This is a genomic window from Pseudoalteromonas sp. S1727 (assembly GCF_005886375.1).
Classification (GTDB): Bacteria; Pseudomonadota; Gammaproteobacteria; order Enterobacterales; family Alteromonadaceae; genus Pseudoalteromonas; species Pseudoalteromonas haloplanktis.
Genome location: NZ_PNDT01000021.1, coordinates 1 through 24,235, shown reverse-complemented (window position 1 = coordinate 24,235; position 24,235 = coordinate 1). Strand labels below are relative to the sequence as shown.

The window sequence follows — 24,235 nt, the reverse complement described above, 5'->3', positions numbered from 1 at the left end:
TCAAGGATGAATTATGACGCAATGTGTATTTTGCGATATTGTTTCGGGTAAAGAACCTTGCCATAAAGTATGGGAAGACGATGAACATTTGGCTTTTTTAACTATCTACCCAAATACCAAAGGGGCGACGGTGGTTATTCCTAAACAGCACCTTTCCAGCTATGCCTTTGCGCAATCTGATCACGTACTTGAAAAATTGATTGTAGCAACTAAAAAAGTAGCCCTTATTTTAGACTCTGCACTAGAAGGTGTGGGGCGAACCGGTATGTTTTTAGAAGGATATGAAATTGATCACTTGCATAGTAAGTTATCGCCAATGCATGGTACCGGTAGTGGATCTGATTTTCACCATATAGAGCCGACATTTGGGCCATTTATAGAAAAGTACCAAGGGTATTTATCATCCCATGATTGTGAAAGAGCTGACGACAATGAACTTGCCGCTTTAGCTCAATTACTTCGAGAACATGCGTAAGGTATTAGAGGTTAGGCTATTTTAAATCAGAACAAGGGATCATCATGTTAGAAGCAGCAGCTTTTTTACTGTTATTTTGCGGAATTATTCACTCATACTTGGGTGAAAAGTATATTTTGATCCGCCTATTTAAACGCGACAATTTACCAAAATTATTAGGCAGTGATTGGTTTACAAAACGGGTATTGCGATTTGCTTGGCACTTAACCACCATTGCTTGGTGGGGCTTTGCGGCTATCATCTGCTGTATATTATACTCCAGCGGTAATTACAGTATTGATATCCTGCATATTATCGCTGTGGTGTTTATTCTAAGTGGTGTAATGTCGCTGGCATTTACCCGAGGCAAGCATTTGTCGTGGCTATTCTTTTTTTGTATCGCAGGATTATGTATTGCCGTTGGCAATAACTACTAGCGATGATTAAAGTGCCTCGCGTTTAGCTACGCTTGCTTGCCCATATGCCTTTGTCGATGCCTTTGATAACTAAATCACTGAGGGCTTTTTCAATTGCTTGGGTTACACAAATACTCATCGGCTCGTTATCACTAAAACCGGCTTCGGCTTCTGCTAGACGTTTGTAACTGACATAACGGAAAAAGCCTGCGCGCATTTCTTGGCTGAGTACTTTTTTACTGGTGGCAACTGAGAGCAGCACTTGTCCTGTACGTACATCCACCGCGCGTAAATAAATTGATATGGCATCTTCTCGGTACAGTTCTGATGCGCCGATACCAAAATATTCCATCCCAAAACCACCGGTTTTTACATTGGTGTCGTAGCTGATAATACCGCCTTCTAAAATGATTTTGGCGGTGGTTAAGGGTGGTAGTTCTATCGCATTGGGTTGTTCTGCTTGCGCGGCGCGAATAATTTTTCTCTCAGTCAGGATATTTTGTAAACCTTCACGTTCCACGGGTATAAACCAATCTGATTCATGCAGCGCTTGCATCAAAATTGAGTTAGCACCTTGAGTGACTGCGGTTGAAAATGAACTGACATTGCCTTGTGGTTTATACTGCCCAGTTTGATCGCGAAAGGAGTAAACTGAAACTGCAATACTGCCCGCAGGTGTTGGCAATTTTTGTAATGCTTGGAAGGTTTGCGTTGGCTCCAAACTGGTTGCTTGCTGTTGTGATGGTGGGATCAAATTACCCATGCTACTGCATGCGGATAAAGTAAGGCTGAGTACTGCAATGAATAACGATTTCATTTAGCTAAACCTCGGCACTTCAATCACCAAAACACTGTTGTCGGTGGTGTTGGTGATTCGCACAGTTATTGAATCTACGGTACTGGTGATCACTTGAATTTCATAATCGCCGCTTAAAAAAATTGAGTCTTGGTTAAAAATACTTTCGTCAATATCTTCACCAAAGGCAATATCGGTGATCTCTCTTACCATACGATTTAGGTAAGTTCGCTCCAGTGAGTCTTGAAATTTCTCCGCGTAGCTTTGCTCAATAATTGGCGCTTTATGTTTGTTCTGCGCTTGTGCTTTGTTGAGCAACATACTGGCATTGAGCGGGCTACCACCAAAACTCGGGTTAATAGGCGTATACACAAGCTCTGTGGCAGAGATTGATAAGGGAAATAACAGGGCTATTATTGTTGTTATATTTTTTATTGAGTAGGGGGTCATTTTACCATCCATTTTTTGCCATATCAGGCGACGCTTTATGTAAATTAGAGCGCGCCATTGCATCCATTACACTGTATAAAGCGTGTTCCACACGCTCATCTATTGGCTCTAAACGACGGCCTAAATAGGTGATATATACAATTTGATTATTCATTACTAAGGTCAGTTGTGTGCCCGCACGAGGAAGTACTGTTTCTTTTATTTCGATATTAAAACCAGCAGTTGAAGGTAGGTCGCGCCAAAGATTTGAAAATTCAAAATAAAACTGGTGACCAAAACGACTAATGCTGCGATCAAGCACTAGGCCATCTATCTCTAATTCCTCAGCACCTTGAGATAAGGCTGTGAATGTGGTTAAAAACAGTAAGCTTAGGGCTGTAATAAAGGTTTTCACTAACATCTGTTTCAATATGGGGGGGCATGCCCCCCCATATCCCTATTCTTGGGTCACAGTAGCTGTGTTGTAATCACCTACTTGGGTGATGATCACAGAGCTATTAGAATTGGTAATATAGCCTTCGACCAAGTTACCGTTACCTACTTGAGATACTTCAAAGTTGATATTGTCACCACCAACAACAAATGCACCGCCGTCAATGCCAGCAACCATATTCATATCGCCTTGTTGGGCAATATCAATTGAGTGATTGCTACCTTCCATGACTAAATCTATCGCATTTAGGTCGCCACTTTGTACAAAATCGACCGTGTTATTATTACTGTCGATTACACTTGCAAAGGTGATAACTGCTTCGTTAGTGCTACCCAGTTGATTGATATTAATATCATTATCGTTTGATGTAAGTGATGTGTCAGGGTATGAAGATTGGATCAATGCGGTGTTCATATCACCAGCTTGCGCTAAATCAACATCATTGCCGTCACCATTAAAGTTAGCAATATGGGCGCTGTTTTCGCTACCAATTTGTGTGCTTGAAAACTCATTATCAGCACCGATCGCACCTAGGTAAGTTTCGTTCATTGCACCGTTTTGCATTACCGTTAGTTCGTTGTTATCACCGAGTACATCAACACCGACTTGATTATTATCTTGTTGCTGATCAACAGAAACCTGGTTGTCATTCCCGGCAAATAACTCTGAAGTAAAGCTATTGCTGTTGCCTTCTTGATCGAGTGCTAGGTCGTTATCGTTACCTTCAACAGCCGCGAATGATGCTGTATTCGAGTCACCCGCTTGCTCAATCTCTAAGCTGTTATCATCGCCACGCATAGATAAAGCGGTAACAGCATTGAAATTACCGTCTTGATCGATCACAACTTCATTAGCATTACCAACCAGTTCATTGAGTGTAAAAGCGTTAAACAAGCCGTTTTGAGTCACTTCAATGGTGTTTTCGTCACCGCTGATCAGCGACAGCGTGGCTTCATTTAGAAGGCCCGCTTGTGATGCGCTAATTTGGTTACCACTGCCTTGCAAATCAAAGTTATAGAACCAATGGCCGCCATCTTGTTGGGTTACTTCAATATCGTTGCTGTCACCTTGAACTACGTTAATCGCTTCGTTATTAATACCAAAAAAACCAGTACCGTATTGCGCAACTGTTACGGTGTTATCATTGCCCGTAATATCAGACAATGCGCCATTAACCTCACCATCTTGAGTGTGACTTAATGTGTTGTTATCGCCAGTGGTGTAGGTTAACGACAAGTTTTGAAATTGTTTTTGATCAACGCTAATGCTGTTGTTATCGCCTAAACTTGTTATGTTTGCTTCAAGGCCATCACCCTGCTGCGTGACCATTACATCGTTACCAATACCTTGCAATGAGGTTTGTTCAATGGTGAGTACATTACCCACCGCAGTACTAGAGACTTGGCTTGCTAATACGGAGCTTGATTGATTTTTATCATCAATATTTGCGTGTGCCACAAAGCTTGAACTTAATGCAATTGCGATTGCACATGTTAATAATGATTTCTTTAACTTCATGATTTTTCCTTAACTTATAATTATTAAAGCGACTATTTCAGTGCTATTGAGCACCCAAACTAGCTGCGTTGTTGTATTTCAGCATGCCTTGCTGATTAAGTTTTGTGATATCAAGAGCAAAAAAGCCCACTCTTGCAAAAGAGAGTGAAGAGTGATGCCGATAACGGCACCGTACTAGTAGCACTAAACTGTTTGCACTAGTTGGTAACAGTTATCAACGAATGATCACTTTATGGTGAATTGAAAAAGACTTAAATCATCTCTTTTTAGGGTTTTTAATTTACTTTATTTTCAGTTGGTTATGTTATTTATTGAATTTATTTACCCATTTTAAATAAAAGTTGGTAAAAAATAATGGGATTAAGTAAGTGCCTTTGTAGTGCCCTTAACTCATAAAAATGAATGTGTTGTTAACAAGTCTGCCTGTAAAAATAGTGTTAATGACTGATTTTTTAGTGATCATGCGAATTTTTCTTGTGTGTTATGGCTTTTCTGTTCATTTATAAAGCTTGCCATGTGATATTTCAAAAGTAGTGAAGTTAGCAAATCGTAGTTGCATTTATGCGACAAGTTGATATTTCTAACTATGGATACAGAATATGAAAACTAAATTATCTATTTTAAGTTTGGCAATTTTGCCATGTTTAGCAGCAGCACAAGTGACGACTATGTCCGCAGAGCCAACTGTTCGCGCTTCTGAAAATTCGTTACTTGTAATGTATAAAAAAGGCACCTCGCAGGCTATGCGCAGTCAAGCTCGCAGTTTAGTAAAAGCAAAAGTGAGTGATTTAAATAAAGATGGGGTCGATGACAATTATGCGTCGATTCTATCGGGCCGCTTAGCTAAATTTGAAGTTGCAGGAATGAGCACCAAGCAAGCGATTAAATTGCTGCAAACCCATGCTGCGATAGAGTACGTTGAGCCTGATTATCGCGTGAGTATTGCCAGTGCGCCTAACGATCCTGATTTTTCAAAGCTGTGGGGATTACATAATGAAGGCCAATCTAGTGGTACCGCAGATGCGGATATTGATGCGCTAGAGGCTTGGTCAATCTCCACAGGCAGTAAAGATGTTGTTATTGGGGTTATTGATACCGGTGTTGATCACAGTCATAGCGACTTAATGGCTAATATGTGGATAAATCCGAATGAAATAGCGGGCGATGGCATTGATAATGATGGCAATGGTTATATAGATGATGTGCATGGTATTAATGCCATAACTAATGTTGGCGATCCAATGGATGATCAAGGTCATGGTACGCATGTATCAGGAACTATTGGCGCCACAGGCAATAATAATAACGGTATCGTGGGTGTTAACCATGAAGCGGCGATCGTTGGTTGTAAATTCTTAGATGCGTCAGGATCAGGTTCTACATCCGATGCAATTAAATGTATTGATTACATGGTGAGCTTAAAAAATGATGGTGTGAATGTTCGCGTACTGAATAATAGCTGGGGCGGTGGTGGTTTTAGCCAAGCACTTGCTGATGCGATCACAGCCAGTGAACAAGCGGACATTTTATTTGTTGCCGCTGCAGGTAATGACGCCGTTGATAATGATCAAAATCCACATTATCCATCAAATTATGAGCATGAAAGCGTGTTGTCAGTGGCCAGTACTGATCGTAACGATTATATGTCTGATTTTTCTCAGTGGGGTTTAACCAGTGTTGATCTTGGTGCACCAGGCAGCGCTATCTATTCAACTGTACCAGGCAATGATTATGCAACTTATTCTGGCACGTCAATGGCCACGCCGCATGTTGCGGGTGTTGCGGCTTTGGTGTTGTCACTAAATCCTGACCTATCAACAAGTGAGCTTAAACAGTTGCTAATGAGCAGTGGTGATGACAACACCCAGTTACAAGGTAAAACAGTATCAGGTAAACGCCTTAATGCTAATAGAGCGCTTGAAGAAGCCGATCCAACACCAAGTTTTAAATTATCTGTAACACCAACTAGTCAGCAGATCACTGCCGGTGAAACGGCAACCTATACATTCGAAATTGGCTCCATAGCAGATTGGAGTGGCGTTGTTGATCTAGAGTTAGTGAGTGATTTGGCGCAGGCGAGTTTATCTGCAACAACCGCAATGCCAGGCGATACCGTAACATTAACGGTACCCACGTTAGAATCTACCCAATGGGGAAGCTATAACTTTACTGTAAATGGCAGCTCAGGTGAGCTTGCTAAGCAAAAGTCAGTAGGTTTATTGGTTGACCCTGTGGGCTTAAATGATTTCACTTACACAAATGAAACCCCAGTTGATATTCCCGATAACGATGTGGCTGGTATCAGTTCAGTGATCACAGTAAATGATCCGCTGACTGTTTTTGCGACTCAAGCAGATATTAATATTTCACATAGTTATATTGGTGATTTAATTGTTACGTTAACTTCACCAACAGGCACCACGTCAACCTTGCATAGTCAATCAGGCGGGAGTGCTGATGATTTAGTACAAAGTTATGCACTGGCTGATTTTAATGGCGAAGTGGCAACGGGTGATTGGACATTATATGTCGAAGATGCCTTTGCAGCTGACACGGGGAATTTAAACAATTGGTCATTGACCTTTAGTGCTATTGGCGAAGTTAGCCCGCAACCACCAGAGGCCGGTTTTGAGTTTGACACACAAGGCCTTGCAGTAAGCTTTACAGACACTAGCCGTGATGCAAATAACGATATCACGCAGTGGAGCTGGGACTTTGGTGATGGCGCTACGTCAACAGATGCAAGCCCAGCCCATACCTATGCGCAAGCTGGGAATTATGAAGTAACCCTGACGGTCACTGATAGCGAAGGCAATACTGATACATCAATGCAAACAGTGGTTGTGAGTGATGTTGAAATTGAGTTGAGCTTAGTACGTGCGAACAAAACACGCCTTAATACTATGCGCGTAGAGTTAAGTTGGCCACAAGTTGGCGAGCAAACACTTAGTGTATATAGAAATGGCGAGTTGGTTGGTACAACCGCAGACACTGGTCGCTATCGTGACTTCGCTCGTAATGCCACGTTACCTGCATATGACTACCAATTATGTGTTACAGAAAATGTATGTTCGAACATCATGACGGTGACATTCGAATAAATTAATTACATTTTAACCAAAATAGCTAAGCCCTGTTATTTCCCCTGCAGGGCTTTTATTGCTTTGGTTTTATTGAATCTAATAATTCAAGCACTTTGTCTTGACCAAAGGTTTGAGCAAACTGCTCAGCTGTTTGCCCTGCTTTATTGGCATGCTCGGTGTCGCAATCTAGGCTTACTAGGGTTTTCGCAATACTAAATTCGCCTCTAAAAATAGCCGCCATGAGTGCTGTGTTACCGCGGTTGTCTTCTAGACACGCATTGGCGCCTAAGTTTAATAATGAATCGACAGTACTTTTGTGACCGTGATAGGTTGCAATCATTAAGGCGGTGTAACCTTTATTGTTATAACTATCGATTGGAATACCAGCGGTTACGAATTGTTTAATGACTTGCTCATCACCTGTTCGCGCTGCTGCAAAGTAGTAAGCAAGTAGGTTATCGTATTGTGATTGCGTGTCGGTGTTTGTTGGTTCATTTGCAACAGAGTTAAAACTTAAAACAGTAATTAGAATAATAAAGAATTTACGCATCAGATTGCCTTTTAAAAAAGTGTGTCCTTAAAAAAGAGGAAGGGTTTACCTTCCTCATCAAGGTTGGGAATGGATATATCGCTTAAAGTTTACTTGCCAGTTGCTTAACCATTTTCAAGTCACCGTTTACGGCTTTAGTTAAACGTGTGCCATATTCAGTGTCGGCTTTGTAAAAGTGGCTGAGCATTTTGTGTTTAACATCGCTGTTTTGTACTTTGCCTAAATCACCCGCTAGGTTGTTAATTAGGTTAGTACGTTCTTGCTTGCTAAACCCACGGTATAACACACCTGCTTGAGCAAAGTTTTGCTGCTTTTTAATAGCGGCTTGTTGTACGTAGCCTTTAAGCTGCGTTTGGCTTCTACGGGCTATTGGGTTTTCACTCACATTTTCGTGACTTGGTTGATAGTTCACATTGCTGGTGGTGTTACCGTAATTCATCGCGCCATCTTGGTTGTAATTAACCACATCAACTTTTGCTCGGTTAATAGGTAGTTGTTGGTGGTTTGCACCTAAGCGATACATTTGTGTATCCGCGTATGAAAACACACGACCTTGCAACAAACGGTCTTCAGATGGCTCAATACCCGGAATAATATTTGCCGGTGCCATTGCAACCTGTTCAGTTGATTGGAAAAAGTTAGTTGGCATACGGTTTAATGTCATAGTACCGACTTTTGTTTCCTTTACATCTAACCACATTTTAGTTGCATCTAATGGGTTGTAGTCAAAGTCATCAAGCTGTGATGGATCAAGGGTTTTAATGTAAAGATCCCATTTAGGGAAGTTACCTTTGCCTATCTCTTCATATAGATCACGTGTTAAGTGTTGAAAGTCTTGGCTTTGTACTTTAGCGACTTGTTTAGCATCTAAATTATCAATGCCTTGTTGGCTTACCCAATGGAATTTTACGTATTTAACATCACCCGATTTATTGATCATTTTGTATGCGTGAACGCCCCAACCATCCATTTTACGAAGGCTTGCTGGTGTACCGTAGTCACTGTAAACCCAAGTCAGCATGTGAGTTGACCCCGGCTCATATGAGAAAAAGTCAAAAAAGCGATTCGGATCTTGAATGTTATCAACCGGCGATGGTTTTAATGAATGCACCATATCTGGGAATTTAATCGCATCACGAATAAAGAATACTGGTAGGTTGTTACCCACTAAATCCCAGTTACCTTCATCAGTGTAGAACTTGGTCGCAAAGCCACGTGGGTCACGTAAGGATTCAGGACTACCTTTAGAGTGAATAACGGATGAGAAACGTACAAATACTTCAGTTTCTTTACCTGCTTCGCTAAATGGAGCTGCAATAGTTAAATCGTCTAATTCTTTGCTCGCAACAAACACACCGTGTGCGCCTGTACCTCGGGCATGGACTACTCGCTCAGGAATTCGTTCGCGTGCGAAGCGTTGTAACTTTTGAATTAACTGCACATCTTCAAGCAATACACTGCCACGCTCACCCGCAGTAATTGAATTTTGGTTATCGCCAACAGCTGCGCCATTGTCTTTTGTGAGCATCGTTGCGGCAGTGACTGGTAGTGCCATTGCTAGTGTAAGTGCACTTAGTGTGAGAAGTGATTTTTTGTTTGTGTTGTTCAATTGAGTATTCATAGTTGACCTCATGTAATTTACTCGTTTGCGCCGTGCAAACGTTTTAACTGAGCTCAGTGTATGAATTGTTTTTCGTTCGGTAAAATTGATTGTTTAGATTGGTGTGATTTGTATTTTGGATTGAATGAATCGAGTTAATTGCTAGTTCTTAGACCTAAGTCTAGTGATTAATGCTAAGTACCTTGAAACTACTGACTTTTATTTCATAAAAACGGCGATAAACCTCATATTGGTGCATTACCTATTCACTTTTTATTGACATTCTTATGTGTAAAAGAGAATATGCCCACCAGTTGGGCCAATGCCCAAAGTGGTGAGTTGTTAGTTTAATTGCACTAAAAGGTGGCAAATGACCAGTAATATAGAGCTAGTTATTTTTGATTGTGACGGTGTTGTTATTGATAGTGAGATCCTAAGTGCTCATGTATTAATTCAAATGTTGAGTAAATTAAAGATCAATATCGACATACATTATGTTCAACAGTACTTTTTAGGTTGTAACTTTAAGACTGTCAGCGAAAAGATAACGTCAGCTTTTGGTGTCGAGTTACCTGATCAATTTGAGCATGATTATAGGCAAGCGTTAGTCGCTATGTTTGCGGATCATTTGCAGCCTACAGCAGGTATTAAAAATATCTTATTGAATTTAAATGTGCCTTTTTGTATCGCTACAAGCAGTAGTTTACAAAGAACGCAAAAAGCATTGCATGCCGTTCAGTTAGACGCTTTATTTGCAGATGTCTTTACCAGTGAAGAAGTTAGATTTGGTAAGCCTGCACCGGATTTATTTTTACATGCCGCGAGTGTTATGGGAGTTTCACCGCAAAACTGTCTAGTAATTGAAGATAGCAGCGCGGGTATTCAAGCTGGGTATAGTGCGGGTATGCAAGTGCTGCATTACTTTGGCGGTCAGCATTTAGAAACCGGTGTCAATCACGTACATATTAACTTCCCAGACGTTGCTCTACTCGAACACTGGCAGTCTTTTTTTATTGCCTACCCAGAACTTAAACGTAAGTCATTATTATGAACAAAAAATCAAACAGTGAACTAAAAAAGTTAGAAGATGCTGCACGTGCGGCATGGCTCTACTATGTTGCAAAAAATACGCAAGACGAAATAGCACAGAAATTAGATGTATCACGTCAATCGGCACAGCGTTTAGTCGCACTTGCTGTCAGTGAAGGCTTGATCAAGGTACGGTTAGATCATCCTATTACCCGGTGCATGGAGCTTGCTGAGCAACTTAAAAGTAAATTTAATTTATTAGAGTGTGAAATAGCGCCGAGTGATCCGTCAGATATAAATTCTACCTATGGCCTTGCACAAAGTGGAGCAAAAATTTTAGAGCGCTATTTAAAATCAAAGCAGCCTAAAACACTTGCTTTTGGAACCGGGCGTTCATTAAAAGCCTGTATCGACGAGTTACCTAATATGGAATGTGAGCAGCATAACTTGGTTTCTATCGTGGGTAATATGATGCAAGACGGCTCAGCTTCAAAGTTCGATATTGTAGTGAGTATGGCTAATCGAGTGAATGCAAAGCACTTTCCATTACCGCTACCGTTATTTGCACAAACACACGAGCAAAAAGCGTTGTTGCATGATTTAGCTCCCGTTAAAAATATTTTTAATTTAGCAGCAAATGCTGATGCGACTTTTGTTGGTATTGGTCATATGACTCAGAGCTCGCCGTTACTGATGGATGGCTTTATTGAACCTGAACAATTGCAATCATTTCAAAATACAGGCGTGGCCGGCGAGGTAGTGAGTTGGCTTTACGATAACAACGGTGAGCTTATTGATAATTCGCTAATGCAGTGTTTACTAAGTGCCCCCTTACAAATTAATGCCGACAAACCTGTATTTGGCATTGCGGCCGGCCCAGAAAAAGTTACAGCAATTACGAGTGCCTTAAAAGGTAAGCTGATCAATGCGTTGATCACTAACGAGTATACGGCTGAACAAATTCTGAAAAATATTTCATAAAAATTTATAACACGCCTTAAGCCGTTATTCGAACAAGGGTACGAGTAATTGTATGGGCACAGGAAGTGATAATGACAACACATCAAAGCACACCTAATTATAGTGAGGTAAATGAAGAGCAGCTACCCGTTGCTCAACATAAGCTTCATGGTTGGAAACATTTTGCGGGCTTATATGCCGGTGAGCATGTGGCCGCCACTGAGTTTGTAATTGGTGCAACATTTGTTGCGCTTGGTGCTTCAACAATCGACATTCTATTAGGCCTATTGATCGGTAACTTGCTTGCCATGTGCTCGTGGTGGTTACTGACAGCGCCAATTGCCGTAGAAACACGACTAAGTTTATATAACTATTTAAATAAAATTGCAGGCAACTCAATGACCAAGCTCTATAACTGGGCAAACGTGGTTATATTTAGTGTGATATCAGCGGCGATGATCACGGTATCTTCCACCGCGGTTAGGTTTTTATTTGATATACCAGCCCAGTTAAACTGGTATCCAAATAGCTTTTGGTTTGTAGCTATTGTGCTGGCTGTTGGCTCTATCGTGGTGTTTGTTGCAATGTATGGTTTTTCTACCGTAGCCGACTTTTCTAAACTATGTGCGCCTTGGTTGTTTGTTATTTTTATTGGTGGCTCGTTTGCGCTGTTTCCTGAATTATCAAATCATGTGCTAGGTGCAACATCATTAAGTGGTTTTAGTGATTTTATCACCATAGGTGACTCTTCAATTTGGACTGGCACAAATGCGGATGGTGAAGCCGGTATCGGGCTATTTGAAGTGATTGGCTTTGCATGGGCTGCTAATTCAATTACTCACTTTGGCTTGATTGATATGGCAATTTTTAGATTTGCTAAACGTAAAAGCTATGGCTTGTTCTCTGGCGTGGGGATGTTCTTTGGTCATTATTTAGCGTGGATCTCTGCAGGCATTATGGGAGCTGGGGCTGCTGTTTTACTTAAAACGACTATTTCAGCGCTTGATCCGGGTGATGTTGCCTATCATGCGCTTGGGTGGACTGGGTTTGTAATTATCATCATTGCAGGCTGGACGACTGCCAATGCTAACCTTTACCGTGCTGGTTTAGCAGCTCAATCTATTTTTACTAACCATTCGCGTGAGCGCACCACAGCAGTTGTGGGTGTTGTTACTGTTATTATTGCTTGCTTTCCATTTGTGTTTTCGCAAATGCTACCGCTGCTCACCTATGCAGGTTTAATTGTGGTCCCTGTTGGCGGCATCGTGTTTGCTGAACATGTGTTGTTTCCTAGAATTGGTTTAACGCGTTATTGGGCTAAATATAAAAATATTACGCGTAATGTGCCAGCTATTGGTTCATGGGCAGCAGCATTAGTATTTGGCTTTGGTTTAAATGCGCTTGATGTTATGTCGTTTTATTATTTATTTATTCCAACCTGGTTGTTCACCATTGTTATTTATACGCTTTTAGCCAAAAAGTACGGAGCAGATGAAGATTATAGCGATGCCATTGTTGCTGATGAACAAGAGTTACACGCAATTAAAGCTTACCAGCAAGAAACAGCAAAGGCACTTTCACCAGTGGTTGTCGACTCTTCGGTATTCACTAAAGTATTAAATACAGTCTCTACATTATCGTTAGTCACTATTGTTATCTTTGCCAGCCAAGTGATGTTTTTTAGCGACACTATGAGCATTTATAAAGACAACAAATCACTTTTTGAAATAGTGTGCTTTATTTGCACGCTCCTTTATTTTGCAAGTGCTTATTGGTCGTTAAAACGCCATAAAGTATTGAATACAGCATCGTAATTTTGTTTAGTAAGGTAGACAACAGCATGAACCAATCACAACACACTCACATTGTTGAGCTCAATCAACAAAGTATGACAACCTTACCAAGTAATGTTGATGTACCCACTTACGATCGTAGTAAAGTAACGACGGGTATCGTGCATATTGGAGTCGGTGGCTTTCATCGTGCACATCAAGCTGCATACATTAATGAGTTACTCAAAACTCCAGGTAATGAGCAGTGGGGAATTTGTGGAGTCGGCTTATTAGAAGCCAATCGCGGTTTACGTGATGTACTAAATAAGCAAGATAACCTCTACACTTTAACAATTCGTCACCCTAATGGTCGTGTTGATAACACGGTTATTGGTGCAATGGTGGAGTTTTTGTTTGCACCAGAAAACAAACAAACTGTTATTGATAAAATGGCCCATGAAGACACTAAGATAGTGTCTTTGACCATTACAGAGGGCGGGTATAACTTTCACCCTGCAACGGGTGAGTTTGATTATGCAAACCCTGATATTGTTCATGATATTGAAAACCCATTACAACCGATCACTGCATTTGGCTACATCACCGCAGCACTTAAGTTACGTATGGAGCGAGGGATGGCGGCATTTACAGTGCAATCATGCGATAACATTCAACATAACGGCCATGTCACACGAAAAATGTTATTAGCGTTTGCCCATAAGCAAGATAGTCAATTAGCTCAATGGATTGAGCAGCATGTTGCTTTTCCTAATGCAATGGTTGATCGTATAACCCCTATTTCAAAGCAATCAGATATCGATTACGTCACTCAAGCTTATGGTGTTGCCGATGCTTGGCCAATTACTTGTGAGTCTTTTTCCCAGTGGGTGATTGAAGACACGTTCAGTGATGGTCGCCCAAACTGGGATACTGTTGGGGCGCAATTTGTTAGCGATGTAACCCCATTTGAAAAAATGAAAATCCGCTTATTAAATGCGGGTCACTCGGTACTTGGTTTGTTAGGGGAGCTTCATGGCTACAGCACCATAGATGAAACGGTTTCTGACCCATTATTTGCTCAATATCTGCGTGCATTTATGGATTTAGAAGTAACCCCATTGCTGGATGAACTACCAGGTATCGATATTGAGAGCTATAAAGACACCCTAATTGAGCGTTTTGCTAATCCAAATATTAAAGATAGCTTATCGCGTATTTGCTCTGAGAGTTCGGCTAAGTTACCCAAATTCTTAATCGCTACTATCACTGATAACCTTGCTAAAAATAGGGATATATCGTTGGCAACATTGGTAATTGCTAGTTGGTGTTTGTACAGTGATAAGAGAGTCAACCAACAAAGTAAAGCGTTAGAAATTCATGATGTGATGGCTGCAGAGCTTAACGCTGCTGCAAAGTTGACCGCTACAAACACAACTTCATTTGTTGAGCTTAGTAGTATTTTTGGCGATTTAGTAAATAATGAACAGTTTGTTAGTCACTATGCTCAAGCTATTGCAGCGCTCTATGCACCGAGTAGCCAAATAAAAAGTGTAATGGCGGCCACTTTAGCTAAAAAGAGTAATTGAAAATGAGCGTATTGATAAAACAAAAAGCGGCAAGCGAATTAACAATTAGTTGTTTTGGTGAAGTGTTATGGGATTGCTTTGACTCAGGTAAGCGATTAGGTGGCGCCCCCTTGAACATGTGTGTTCGCATTAATGCGCTGGGTATAAAGGCTGATATGATCAGTGCTGTTGGTAAAGATGCATTAGGGCAAGAGTTACTAGGTGAGATCACTGTAAGAGGAGTGAGTTGTGATTACATCGCGCTTAATGAACATAAGCCTACCAGCACAGTTGAAGTAACCCTAGATAGCAGTGGTAGTGCAACGTATGAAATTATTGTAGACACCGCATGGGATAACATCTCCTTAACTGATTCACTATTAACAAAAGTGTCCAGTGATGATGTATTTGTGTTTGGTAGCTTAATAGGGCGAAGCGAAGTTTCATATAATACTTTACAGCAGTTGCTTAATGTCGCGAACTTTAAGGTGTTTGACGTAAATTTACGTGCGCCACATTATAAGCTCGACACCTTACTAAAGCTGATGAATAAAGCTGATTTTATAAAGCTTAATGATGATGAGTTGTATGAAATAGCAAAAGCATTGGGGTGTAAATATCACTCATTGGAGCAGAACCTAGCATTTATTGCTGAACAAACCAACACAGATTATTTATGTGTAACAAAAGGCAGTCATGGCGCATTGCTTTCAATTAAAGGTGTTAATTACTATAACTCAGGTTATTTAATTAGTGTCGTTGATACCGTTGGTGCAGGTGATTCATTTCTTGGCGCACTTATATATCAATTATGTAGTAGTGATGACCCCCAGTATAGTGTCGACTTTGCATGTGCCGTGGGCGCGATGGTTGCACAGAGCCAAGGAGCCACGCCAGTATTAACTCATAAGCAAATTAATGATTTTATGGATCCAGCTTGATCTAGTAATATTTTGTTAGCGGTTTTTTAAAAGCCGCTTTTTTTTGTCTATTTTTTGTTGCCAGAACACTGTGTACCGATGTAAATAGCATTCTTATCACATAGTCTTATTGTGCATTTTCATAAGCCCTGTTAACGTGCGTCGATTATTCATGGATCGAAAGGCGGAGCGGCCGACAATACGCTCTATATCACTCATACAAAAAGAGAAAACGTGCTAATGATCATCTTTTTTATCTGTTTAACAATTTTAATATTGGGTTATAAGTTTTATAGCCCCTTTGTAGAAAAACAAGCGGGTATGGACCCAAAAGCAGCAACACCGCAAACACGATTTAGCGAAGGTGTTGACTATGTGCCAATTCATCCTGTTCGTGCTTTTTTAATTCAGTTTTTAAATATTGCTGGTGTAGGGCCAATTTTTGGACCTATTCTTGGTGCTTTATATGGTCCCGTGGCATTAGTGTGGATCGTTCTCGGCAATGTTTTGGGCGGCGCTGTACATGACTTTTTCTCAGGTGTGATGAGCATCAAAGAAGACGGTAAAAGTTTGCCAGAAATAGCCGGTAAGTACTACAATGTTGTATTTAAAGGCTTTATGCTCATATTTACCGCTATGCTACTGTTTTTTGTTGGTGTGGTTTTTATTATGAGCCCAGCAGGTTTGTTAAGTAACTTAGACCTATTTAAAGACACGTTTTTAGCTAACAACACCTTTTGGGTATTGGTTATTTTAGCTTATTACTTTTTAGCCACTTTACTGCCTATCGATAAAATCATTACTAAATTTTACCCAATTTTTGGCTTGCTAATGATTGTAATGACAGTTGCTGTTGCTGTGTCGTTATTAATGAATGCACCACACCTACCTGTTGCGGGTGACTTTTTGGCCTACTTTGAAGCCGATCACGCTCATGACTTCTTAGCACCGAACCCCGATGGATTACCAACTTGGCCATTATTGTTTATTACTATTACTTGCGGTGCGATCAGTGGCTTCCACTCAACGCAAGCGCCTATCATTGCCCGCTGTTTAACTAATGAAAAGTATGTACGTCCAGTTTACTATGGCGCCATGATGTGTGAAGGCATTGTGGGCTGTGTATGGGCACTTGCCGGTATTGCTGCATTTCCAGAGGGCTATGCAGGCTTAAAATCAATGCTTGATATGGGTGGCCCTGGCCTTGTGGTTAATCACATCGCCAATAGTTACTTAGGCGTGCTTGGTGGTATTATGGCAATTATTGCGGTGGCTGTTTTCCCTATTACGTCAGGCGATACAGCGTTTCGTTCACTGCGTTTGACTGTTGTTGATGCCTTTAATATTCCACAAAGTCTACGTAACCGTTTATTGTTAGCTTTGCCAATTTTGACCATAGCTTACTTTATGACAAAACTCGATTTTTCACTTATTTGGCGCTACTTTGCATTTTCAAATATGTTGTTGTCGACGAGTGTATTGTGGCTTGCAACTAAGTACTTATTTGATCGCGGTGCGTTCCACTGGATAGCAAGTGTACCTGCGGTAATCGCTTCTGCTGTGACACTTTCGTACATTATGACCGCAGCTATAGGCTTTAACTTATCAAGTGATTTAGGCAAGCCAATTGGTGCCGTTGTTACGGTAGTAGGGCTAATAGGGCTTGCTGTTGTGCATTCAAAGCATAAGGCTAAACCTGCAATATAATTACCTTTAAATAATATAATTTCTTATGTTATTTGGCTAAATATAAACGAGCTATTAAATAGCTCGTTTTTTGTGCGCTAAAATTAAATTGCTTGAATAGCACCCCTAACGCTGTGGTACACAACGGATGGTGTATCTATATCTTTTCAGTGTGCGGGATAAGCGTTTTTTAAACTTAAGAGCTAGGTTACACATATGTAACGACTAATAAATAATCATCTTTGTGATAGACCGAATTCTTAATGTGTTAGTTGATACACAGCTGAAAAGCTTCTCTTAGCAAGTAGCACTGCAGCGATAGAGAGGTTTAATGGCTAAATCTCTTGTTAGGTATCAAGTTGATCGAAATAAATTACTAAATTATCAATAAATTCACGCAGTGCAAGTGATTGATGTTTTCGAGAACGGTAAATACCATATATGCCTAACGTTTTTGGTATTAAGTGTGGAAGTAAGTGAACAAGATGACCATTATTTATGTAATTTTGCACGGCAAATTTTGGTTGTAAGGTTATGCCTTGATCGTGAAGAGCTGCTTTGAGTAGTAAGCTTGAATCATTAGCGCTAAAGTTACCTGTGATGGCGGCAGATAGAGATTGTTTTTTATGTGTAAAGTGCCACACGCTTTTCTCAAACCGTGAATAGTTTAAGCAATTATGCCGACTTAAATCATCGATAGTAACAGGTCGCGTGTTTTTCTTTAAATAGGGTGGGCTTGCACACAATACTGAATGGCATTTACCTAGTGAACGCGCAATTATATTGGGATCTAAATCATTGGTGATTCTAATTGCTAAATCTATTCGGTCTTCTACCAAGTTTGTAACGTGATTACTTATTTGAATATCAATACTGACCATTGGATGGGCGCTTAAAAACGGTTGTATCATATTTGGTAGTACGTCATGTGCTAAAAATGGTGAACAAGAAAGTCGAATTAACCCTTTTATGGCATTGTCGCTTTCTATGGGCGAACTAATATTTTGGGCAATCGCAACTAATTCTCTACAGTAATTAAGTATTTTTTCACCCTCCTGTGTGAGTGTTAATTTACGGGTAGAGCGATGTAATAACTGTGTATCTGCCCACTCCTCCATTTGATTTAAATACCGTGTCACCATCGATCTAGACATATCCAAAGCACGAGCTGCACTCGCTAAACTTCCTTGCTCTACAATTTTAATAAATACATCTGCGGCAATTATCCTATCCATTCACTCTCCTATATGACCGAAATATGCAACAGATGGTTGCACTATTTCTAGTTTTTAACTCTTAAACTGCAACATACAATAGCTTCATCTTAACGAAATAACAAATAGGATACTCAAAATGAAAAAAGTTAAACAAGTTTTAGCAAGCACCTTATTAGCAAGCACATTAACACAGCCCGTTCTAGCTCAAAGCCAAGTAACTGTAGATATATACAACCCACAAAATAAAAGCATTTTTGCTGTGTCTTCAAGCATTATCAGTGGTGATAGCGAAGTGTTATTAGTAGATGCGCAGTTTCAACGTAACGATGCACAAGCACTCGTTGAAAAGATAAAAGCAAGCGGAAAAAAATTGACCACTATATTTATTAGTCATAGCGATCCTGACTTTTATTTTGGTTTAGATGTATTAAAAACCGCATTTCCGAATGCAAAAATATTGGCGACTAAATCAACGGTAGACAATATTAAACATTCAATGCAAGGCAAATTAAACTACTGGGGACCAATCCTAAAAGCCAATGCCCCTACACAACTTTTTGTGCCAGAGGTGACGCTATCAAATTCACTAACAATAGATGGTACTGATATTTTTATTAAAAATTTACAGCACGACCCTAAGCATACATATTTATGGATACCATCTATAAAAACAGTTGTCGGCGGGGTTGTGGTGTTTGATAAAATGCATGCATGGTTAGCTGATTCTAGCACTGTAGCAGAGCGTAAAACTTGGCAAGTAACCTTGACTAATATTGAAGGTTTAGCACCAGAAGTGGTGATCCCCGGTCATTTTTTAGCTGGTAGTAAACAAGACCTTTCAGCTGTTTCGTTCATGAAAGATTATTTAAATAAAGCAGATGGTGCAGCTAAAAGTGCAAAAAATTCAGCTGAATTTGTAGAGATAATGACTCAAGCGTATCCAGACTTAGGTGCAAAAAGTATTTTAGATTTAAGCTCGAAAGTGGTTATGGGCGAAATGCAATGGCACTAAGCGCAACTATGCTAAGTAGCTATTTTAATAGGAAATACTTTATGAAAAAAATAACGTTACATATTATTGTTGATCCACTATGTGGATGGACTTACGCAAGTGTACCTTTGATTATCGCGGCTGAAAGCACAGTTGGTTTAACTGTGGAAATTCATAACGGTGGTATGCTAACTGGACACAATGTAAAACCGGTTAGTGCAGCATGGCGTGAATTTGCAATTAAAAACGATAGCATTATTGCACAAAAAACAGGTCAATTGTTTGGTACTAATTATACCGATGGGCTTTTAAAGATGAGCGGTATTACTCTTGACTCGGCCCCGGCTATTACAGCTATATTAGCTGCGCAAGAACTTGGAATCTCGGCTGGTGAAATGTTAAGTAGTGTTCAGCATGCCTATTATGCTCAGGGTCAAAACATAATGCAGCTTAATGTACTTACTGAGGTTGCAGCTGAACTGGGTTTAAATAAACGTACTTTCGAAACTCACTTTAATGCACTTGAGGGGGATGCAACAGCGCAACATATCGCGCAAAGCCGAGGCTTATTACGTGAAATTAATGGGCAGGGCTTTCCTAGTGCAGCATTTGAATTTGACAATTGTCAATGGCAATACGCTGATATCGCAAGTTTTTATGGAAAAACGGCTCAATGGTCCAACTATTTGCGACAATCACTTGCTCTTGGCTAATGCGCTGGAAGTTTTAAGTTATCGTTATATTTTTCGGTTTACATCGTAGTAATACCGAGTTAACTTTTTATCGTTGAAGGGCGAAAATGAACAACTTAGACATTATTAAAAGTACGTATAAAGGAAAAACATCGCAAGAGAATAGCCAGAATTTCGCGCTTCATGCAAGTGATACCATTATTTGGAAAGAAGCTGACGGTTTTGCTTATGCCGGTACCTACTACGGTGTGGATGATATTGCGAAACACGTTTTTCAAAAGCTTGCCAGTGAATGGGATAACTATATGTTCACACCGCAAAATTACTTATCTGATGATGATACGGTTGTTGTGTATGGCACATATTCAGGTAAGTATATTAAAACAGGTAAAAAAATGCAGGCAAGAGTTGTGCACATTTGGCAGCTCAGAAATCAAAAAATTACTCATTTTGAGCAAATAGTAGATAGTAAAGTGGTATTTGATGCTATGCAGTAACATAGTTACTGCATAGCTTTTATACTGTAAGGTGGATTAAATTACATCGTCTAAAATGGGTAATGCCGGAAAAGCCCCTTTCTTTAAGCATGCCTTTGAACCGCAACGTAAGCCAAAAGCCATCGCTTGGGCGACAATTTTCTCATTAGTAATTTGCTCATTTACTGGGCTGTTCGAGTTGAAATGGTGGAAATAATACAAAACACCGGCAATAAATGCATCTCCAGCACTGGTGGTATCTAATGCTGTTATCTTAGGGGCATTTTGTTCTATAGAAAATTTACGGCTTATTGCTTTGGAAGGGTTAGGCCCGTCAGTTACAAAGATTAGCTTAACTCCCAGAGTGAGTAATTCTTCAAGATAACAATCTGGAGTTGTACCTTTTGTATTCGCTAAGAATTGTAGTTCATCTCGGGATAATTTAATGATGTCACAAAAACCATAGCAGCGTGCTATAACTTTCGCTATTTGGTCGGGGGTTTTCCACAAGCTATAACGTAAGTTAACATCAAAGCTGATTAATATATTATGCTGACAAGCATACTCTAACGCTGTTACGGTCGCATTTGCTGCGAGGGGATCGGTCAGGGTATTTGAGCAAAAATGCAGTACAGAGAAATCCTGCCACTGAATTTGTTCTAGGTGTTGTTCATTAACTAATAAGTCAGCTGTTTCATGGCGATAAAAGTTAAAGCTGCGTTCGGCTTGCTCATCTAAACTGACAATGACCATGGCAGTTTGGGAATCTTTAATGGTGAATAAGTAATCAGTGCCAACGTTGTACTCAATTAACGCTTTTGTTAATTGTTTTGCAAAGTTATCATCCCCCATACCACCACAAAAAGTAGCGCTACCGCCAAGTTTTGCATAGCCGACAGCTACGTTAGCGGGTGCTCCGCCTGGTATCGGAGAGTAGGCTGAATTTCTATTGTCATGAGGCAACATATCTATGAGTAGTTCGCCATAACTTAGTAATTTGTTCATGTTCTGAAACCTTAAAAAGCCCAGTTAGAGACTGGGCACAAACAGAGGGAGGTGAGCTTAATTAGTTAAACATGTATTTTAATGTGAGTGATGTAGTACGGCCGTTGATTGCACGTGCTCGAATAATGTTATTCTCAGGTACACTGCCTTCTTCAGCTTCAGTAATACCCACTGTATCGAAGAGGTTGTTAACATTAAATGCAATATTAAGGTTTTCTGTTAAGTCATAGCTTACAAAACCATTTACCTGTGTATAGCCATCAAACTTAAGGTCGTTACTATCTTGCGCATATGCACCGGTAGTGCCGATAAAGCTCAAGCCAGCAGAACCTTGTTCAAAGTTATAACGAGCCATAAGTGAGTAAATTAAATCTGCTTGGCGGCGAGGCGTATTACCGACTACATCAGGTGTTAAGGCATCTTTAGCTATTTCAGCATCAGTCCAAGTTAGGTTACCGCGAAAATCCCAAGCGCTTATAAAATAGGTTGATTCAAGTTCAATCCCTTTTGCTTCATATTCGCGGTCGAAAAAGGTTTGTGACGTCGCTTCAAAGTTTTGCTCTTCTGTTTCAGCATAAAATGCGGTTGCGAAAACAGACAATGAATCAAAGCGCTTTTTAACACCAAACTCATACTGGTTTACTTCATCAACAGCATCTTCATCAGCCACAGAGCCATCAGTTGCCACTTTACCAAATAATAAGCGGTCTGCATTGGCGCGACCACCTTGACTTATGCGGGCAAAAGCGGCAAAACTTGGATCTATTTGGTAGTTTGCACCAACAGAATAGGATGCGTAATCCCAGTCGTAATTAACAATACTTGGGTTGCTAATATCAATACCAGCTACATTTTGTTCAGGAATTGAAATTGACCCATCACGATTCATATCAACTGTTGATGTTACAGCACCAGCATAATGGCCGCGTGCTTCACCACTGTCATAACGGGCACTGGCATCAATACTTACATCACCTAACTTTGTCGAAAAAGCCACATAGGGGGCGCGTGTTTCATAGTCAGTATCGTAGTTACGCTGACAACAATTGCCCCAGAAAGGAGTGCCGTATGCATATAAACCGCTGTCAGAATAACTCTCGCCATTCGCTGCGTATACGTCTAATAAAGCAGCATTATCACCTTTTAATTCCATTAAATAAGAGTTCCACAGCCATGACATGCTAATGGTTTGACTTGATGCATAATAACCAAATGTAAGGCTGGTATCTTCGCCAAATTCTTTTGTTAGTTTTAAGTCATTAACGATAGAGCCAAAGTCATTCATGGTTACATCAAAAGTATGAATACGCATAGCAAGGTCATCGGTAAATGCTTGTCCTTGTGATCCACCTGTTGCATAGCTTAATGTCGCACCTGCGCCAGCAATGCTTGCGGCAATATTGTTTGCGTTGCCAACCTCAGCAGGGATCAATGAAATAAAGTTGCCACTGACTGATGATTTTCTAAAGCGGTTCTCAATACGCCAGTCGTTATCTAGGTCAAAAGCAGCTTCAAAGCCAACGGCATCAACTTGTGGATTCATACCATTACGCATGTCTCCTCGACTTATTTGGTTATCACCATCAAGGCGTGTTGTTGATAAAAACTGAGCTGAATGTGGTGTATCTGACTGTGAGTCAAACCCTTCGATTGAACTGCCATCAGAGTACATAGGCATAGGTAGGTAACCTATGCTTTGGTCGTCTAAATGCTTGTAGTAAAGTCTCACATAACCTGTATCGAACTCTTTCGTGATATTGGCTTTAATTTGACCGCCTTTATTTGCTGTGTAGCCAGCTTCACGCGGACCTTCGCCTTGGCGAATAAAGCCACCAACATGAAAGCGTACACTGTCGTTTAAGTAGGTGCCATATTCAAAATCAGTTCTTAAAGAGTCATAGTCTAAACCAATCGTTGTTGCGACACTGCCTGACTCTTCTTCACCTGTTTTTGAAATAAGATTGATAATACCGCCTGGGGCATCACTGGCGGCTGTCGATGCTGAACCACCACGGATAGACTCAACAGTTTGCACTGTGCTATCTAGGCGCATGAAGATGTCAGCATTACCAAATGCAATATCACCAAACTGCATTACGGGAAGGCCATCTTCCTGTAATTGTAAAAATTTAGCGCCACCAGATGCGACAGGTAAACCGCGAACAGCGATATTTGCGTTACCCTCACCACCTGTTGATTCTGAGCGAACCCCGGGGATAATTCGAAATGCTTCAGCTGTCGAACGAGGTGTTGCCACTTCAATTTCGCTTAAAGATACACTGCTAACTGATACGCTAGACTCCATGATGGTTGTACGTTTTGGTACGCCCGTTACGACAATCGTTTCTAAACCCTTTTGGGCTTGGTCAGGTTTTTGTGCTTCTTCAGCGTATAGCCCTTGGCTAACAGCTAAAGCGAGAGAACTAAGTAAATATAGTGATGTGTTGAATGTTGTCATTGTGTGCCTCGTTGATTACTTACCCAGCGGGTTGTTATTTTTACTTAATCGATTAAGTAAAAATAACAAAGTTTTTACATTAAGCAACTTTTTTTTGCTGATAAATCGTGTTTTTCTTAACTAATATTGTTTTTAAAGACATTTTATTTGTTGCTGTTTCGATG

Annotated in this window: 21 protein-coding genes; 12 read left to right on the top strand and 9 right to left on the bottom strand. The window is 40.4% G+C overall.

Features of this window, described 5'->3' with window-relative positions:
• Nucleotides 1-13 precede the first annotated feature (13 nt).
• Together CWB85_RS06630 and CWB85_RS06625 are read left to right on the top strand one after the other, a co-directional pair.
• Nucleotides 14-475 carry an HIT family protein gene (locus CWB85_RS06630; RefSeq protein WP_016707082.1) on the top strand — a complete coding sequence of 154 codons (462 nt, stop codon included), beginning with the start codon at nucleotides 14-16 and terminating at the stop codon, nucleotides 473-475.
• A 44-nt stretch (nucleotides 476-519) separates the two neighbouring features.
• On the top strand, nucleotides 520-891 hold the full coding sequence (locus CWB85_RS06625; RefSeq protein WP_016707081.1) for a hypothetical protein: 372 nt from the start codon (nucleotides 520-522) through the stop codon (nucleotides 889-891).
• A gap of 22 nt (nucleotides 892-913) precedes the next feature.
• Here the strand turns inward: CWB85_RS06625 and CWB85_RS06620 are convergent, their stop codons facing one another.
• The 4 genes from CWB85_RS06620 to CWB85_RS06605 are packed head-to-tail and all read right to left on the bottom strand — an operon-like array spanning nucleotide 914 to nucleotide 4,067.
• Entirely contained in the window at nucleotides 914-1,687 is a 774-nt protein-coding gene (locus CWB85_RS06620) for a CsgG/HfaB family protein (RefSeq protein WP_016707080.1), read from the bottom strand.
• On the bottom strand, nucleotides 1,688-2,128 hold the full coding sequence (locus CWB85_RS06615) for a curli assembly protein CsgF (RefSeq protein ID WP_502705315.1): 441 nt from the start codon (nucleotides 2,126-2,128) through the stop codon (nucleotides 1,688-1,690).
• Nucleotides 2,118-2,516 carry a curli production assembly/transport protein CsgE gene (locus tag CWB85_RS06610; RefSeq protein WP_016707078.1) on the bottom strand — a complete coding sequence of 133 codons (399 nt, stop codon included), beginning with the start codon at nucleotides 2,514-2,516 and terminating at the stop codon, nucleotides 2,118-2,120. The genes CWB85_RS06615 and CWB85_RS06610 overlap by 11 nt, the downstream gene beginning before the upstream one ends.
• 36 nt (nucleotides 2,517-2,552) lie before the next feature.
• Nucleotides 2,553-4,067 carry a curlin gene (locus tag CWB85_RS06605; RefSeq protein WP_016707077.1) on the bottom strand — a complete coding sequence of 505 codons (1,515 nt, stop codon included), beginning with the start codon at nucleotides 4,065-4,067 and terminating at the stop codon, nucleotides 2,553-2,555.
• A gap of 599 nt (nucleotides 4,068-4,666) precedes the next feature.
• On the opposite strand from CWB85_RS06605, the gene CWB85_RS06600 reads away from it, so the two are divergent.
• Entirely contained in the window at nucleotides 4,667-7,168 is a 2,502-nt protein-coding gene (locus tag CWB85_RS06600; protein WP_138554460.1) for a S8 family serine peptidase, read from the top strand.
• A gap of 55 nt (nucleotides 7,169-7,223) precedes the next feature.
• Here the strand turns inward: CWB85_RS06600 and CWB85_RS06595 are convergent, their stop codons facing one another.
• Entirely contained in the window at nucleotides 7,224-7,700 is a 477-nt protein-coding gene (locus CWB85_RS06595; protein WP_016707075.1) for an ankyrin repeat domain-containing protein, read from the bottom strand.
• A gap of 82 nt (nucleotides 7,701-7,782) precedes the next feature.
• On the bottom strand, nucleotides 7,783-9,321 hold the full coding sequence (locus CWB85_RS06590) for a catalase (RefSeq protein ID WP_138554459.1): 1,539 nt from the start codon (nucleotides 9,319-9,321) through the stop codon (nucleotides 7,783-7,785).
• Nucleotides 9,322-9,670: 349 nt separating this feature from the next.
• Between CWB85_RS06590 and CWB85_RS06585 the strand changes: the two genes are divergently transcribed.
• From CWB85_RS06585 to CWB85_RS06560, 6 genes are all read left to right on the top strand, one after another.
• On the top strand, nucleotides 9,671-10,351 hold the full coding sequence (locus CWB85_RS06585) for an HAD family hydrolase (protein ID WP_138554458.1): 681 nt from the start codon (nucleotides 9,671-9,673) through the stop codon (nucleotides 10,349-10,351).
• Nucleotides 10,348-11,310 carry a sugar-binding transcriptional regulator gene (locus tag CWB85_RS06580; RefSeq protein WP_016707072.1) on the top strand — a complete coding sequence of 321 codons (963 nt, stop codon included), beginning with the start codon at nucleotides 10,348-10,350 and terminating at the stop codon, nucleotides 11,308-11,310. The genes CWB85_RS06585 and CWB85_RS06580 overlap by 4 nt, the downstream gene beginning before the upstream one ends.
• Nucleotides 11,311-11,381: 71 nt before the next feature.
• Nucleotides 11,382-13,103 carry a purine-cytosine permease family protein gene (locus tag CWB85_RS06575; protein ID WP_138554457.1) on the top strand — a complete coding sequence of 574 codons (1,722 nt, stop codon included), beginning with the start codon at nucleotides 11,382-11,384 and terminating at the stop codon, nucleotides 13,101-13,103.
• 26 nt (nucleotides 13,104-13,129) lie between these two features.
• Entirely contained in the window at nucleotides 13,130-14,647 is a 1,518-nt protein-coding gene (locus CWB85_RS06570) for a mannitol dehydrogenase family protein (protein WP_138554456.1), read from the top strand.
• A 2-nt stretch (nucleotides 14,648-14,649) separates the two neighbouring features.
• Complete coding sequence (locus tag CWB85_RS06565; RefSeq protein ID WP_138554455.1) at nucleotides 14,650-15,567, top strand: carbohydrate kinase family protein; 918 nt, start codon at nucleotides 14,650-14,652, stop codon at nucleotides 15,565-15,567.
• A 219-nt stretch (nucleotides 15,568-15,786) separates the two neighbouring features.
• On the top strand, nucleotides 15,787-17,253 hold the full coding sequence (locus CWB85_RS06560) for a carbon starvation CstA family protein (RefSeq protein ID WP_016707068.1): 1,467 nt from the start codon (nucleotides 15,787-15,789) through the stop codon (nucleotides 17,251-17,253).
• Nucleotides 17,254-17,579: 326 nt separating this feature from the next.
• On the opposite strand, the gene CWB85_RS06555 is transcribed toward CWB85_RS06560, so the two are convergent.
• Nucleotides 17,580-18,467 carry a LysR family transcriptional regulator gene (locus CWB85_RS06555; protein ID WP_138554454.1) on the bottom strand — a complete coding sequence of 296 codons (888 nt, stop codon included), beginning with the start codon at nucleotides 18,465-18,467 and terminating at the stop codon, nucleotides 17,580-17,582.
• A 118-nt stretch (nucleotides 18,468-18,585) separates the two neighbouring features.
• Between CWB85_RS06555 and CWB85_RS06550 the strand changes: the two genes are divergently transcribed.
• The 3 genes from CWB85_RS06550 to CWB85_RS06540 all read left to right on the top strand — a co-directional run bounded on the left by CWB85_RS06550 (nucleotide 18,586) and on the right by CWB85_RS06540 (nucleotide 20,629).
• Complete coding sequence (locus CWB85_RS06550; protein ID WP_016707066.1) at nucleotides 18,586-19,461, top strand: MBL fold metallo-hydrolase; 876 nt, start codon at nucleotides 18,586-18,588, stop codon at nucleotides 19,459-19,461.
• A gap of 41 nt (nucleotides 19,462-19,502) precedes the next feature.
• On the top strand, nucleotides 19,503-20,153 hold the full coding sequence (locus CWB85_RS06545) for a DsbA family protein (protein WP_138554453.1): 651 nt from the start codon (nucleotides 19,503-19,505) through the stop codon (nucleotides 20,151-20,153).
• Nucleotides 20,154-20,239: 86 nt separating this feature from the next.
• The gene (locus CWB85_RS06540) at nucleotides 20,240-20,629 is read left to right on the top strand and encodes a nuclear transport factor 2 family protein (RefSeq protein ID WP_016707064.1); all 390 of its coding nucleotides are present in this window, start codon (nucleotides 20,240-20,242) and stop codon (nucleotides 20,627-20,629) included.
• Nucleotides 20,630-20,665: 36 nt separating this feature from the next.
• Here the strand turns inward: CWB85_RS06540 and CWB85_RS06535 are convergent, their stop codons facing one another.
• Nucleotides 20,666-21,613 carry a carbohydrate kinase family protein gene (locus CWB85_RS06535; RefSeq protein ID WP_016707063.1) on the bottom strand — a complete coding sequence of 316 codons (948 nt, stop codon included), beginning with the start codon at nucleotides 21,611-21,613 and terminating at the stop codon, nucleotides 20,666-20,668.
• A gap of 61 nt (nucleotides 21,614-21,674) precedes the next feature.
• Nucleotides 21,675-24,071, bottom strand: a complete 2,397-nt coding sequence (locus tag CWB85_RS06530) for a TonB-dependent receptor (protein ID WP_138554452.1) — start codon at nucleotides 24,069-24,071, stop codon at nucleotides 21,675-21,677.
• Between the last annotated feature and the right edge of the window lie 164 nt (nucleotides 24,072-24,235).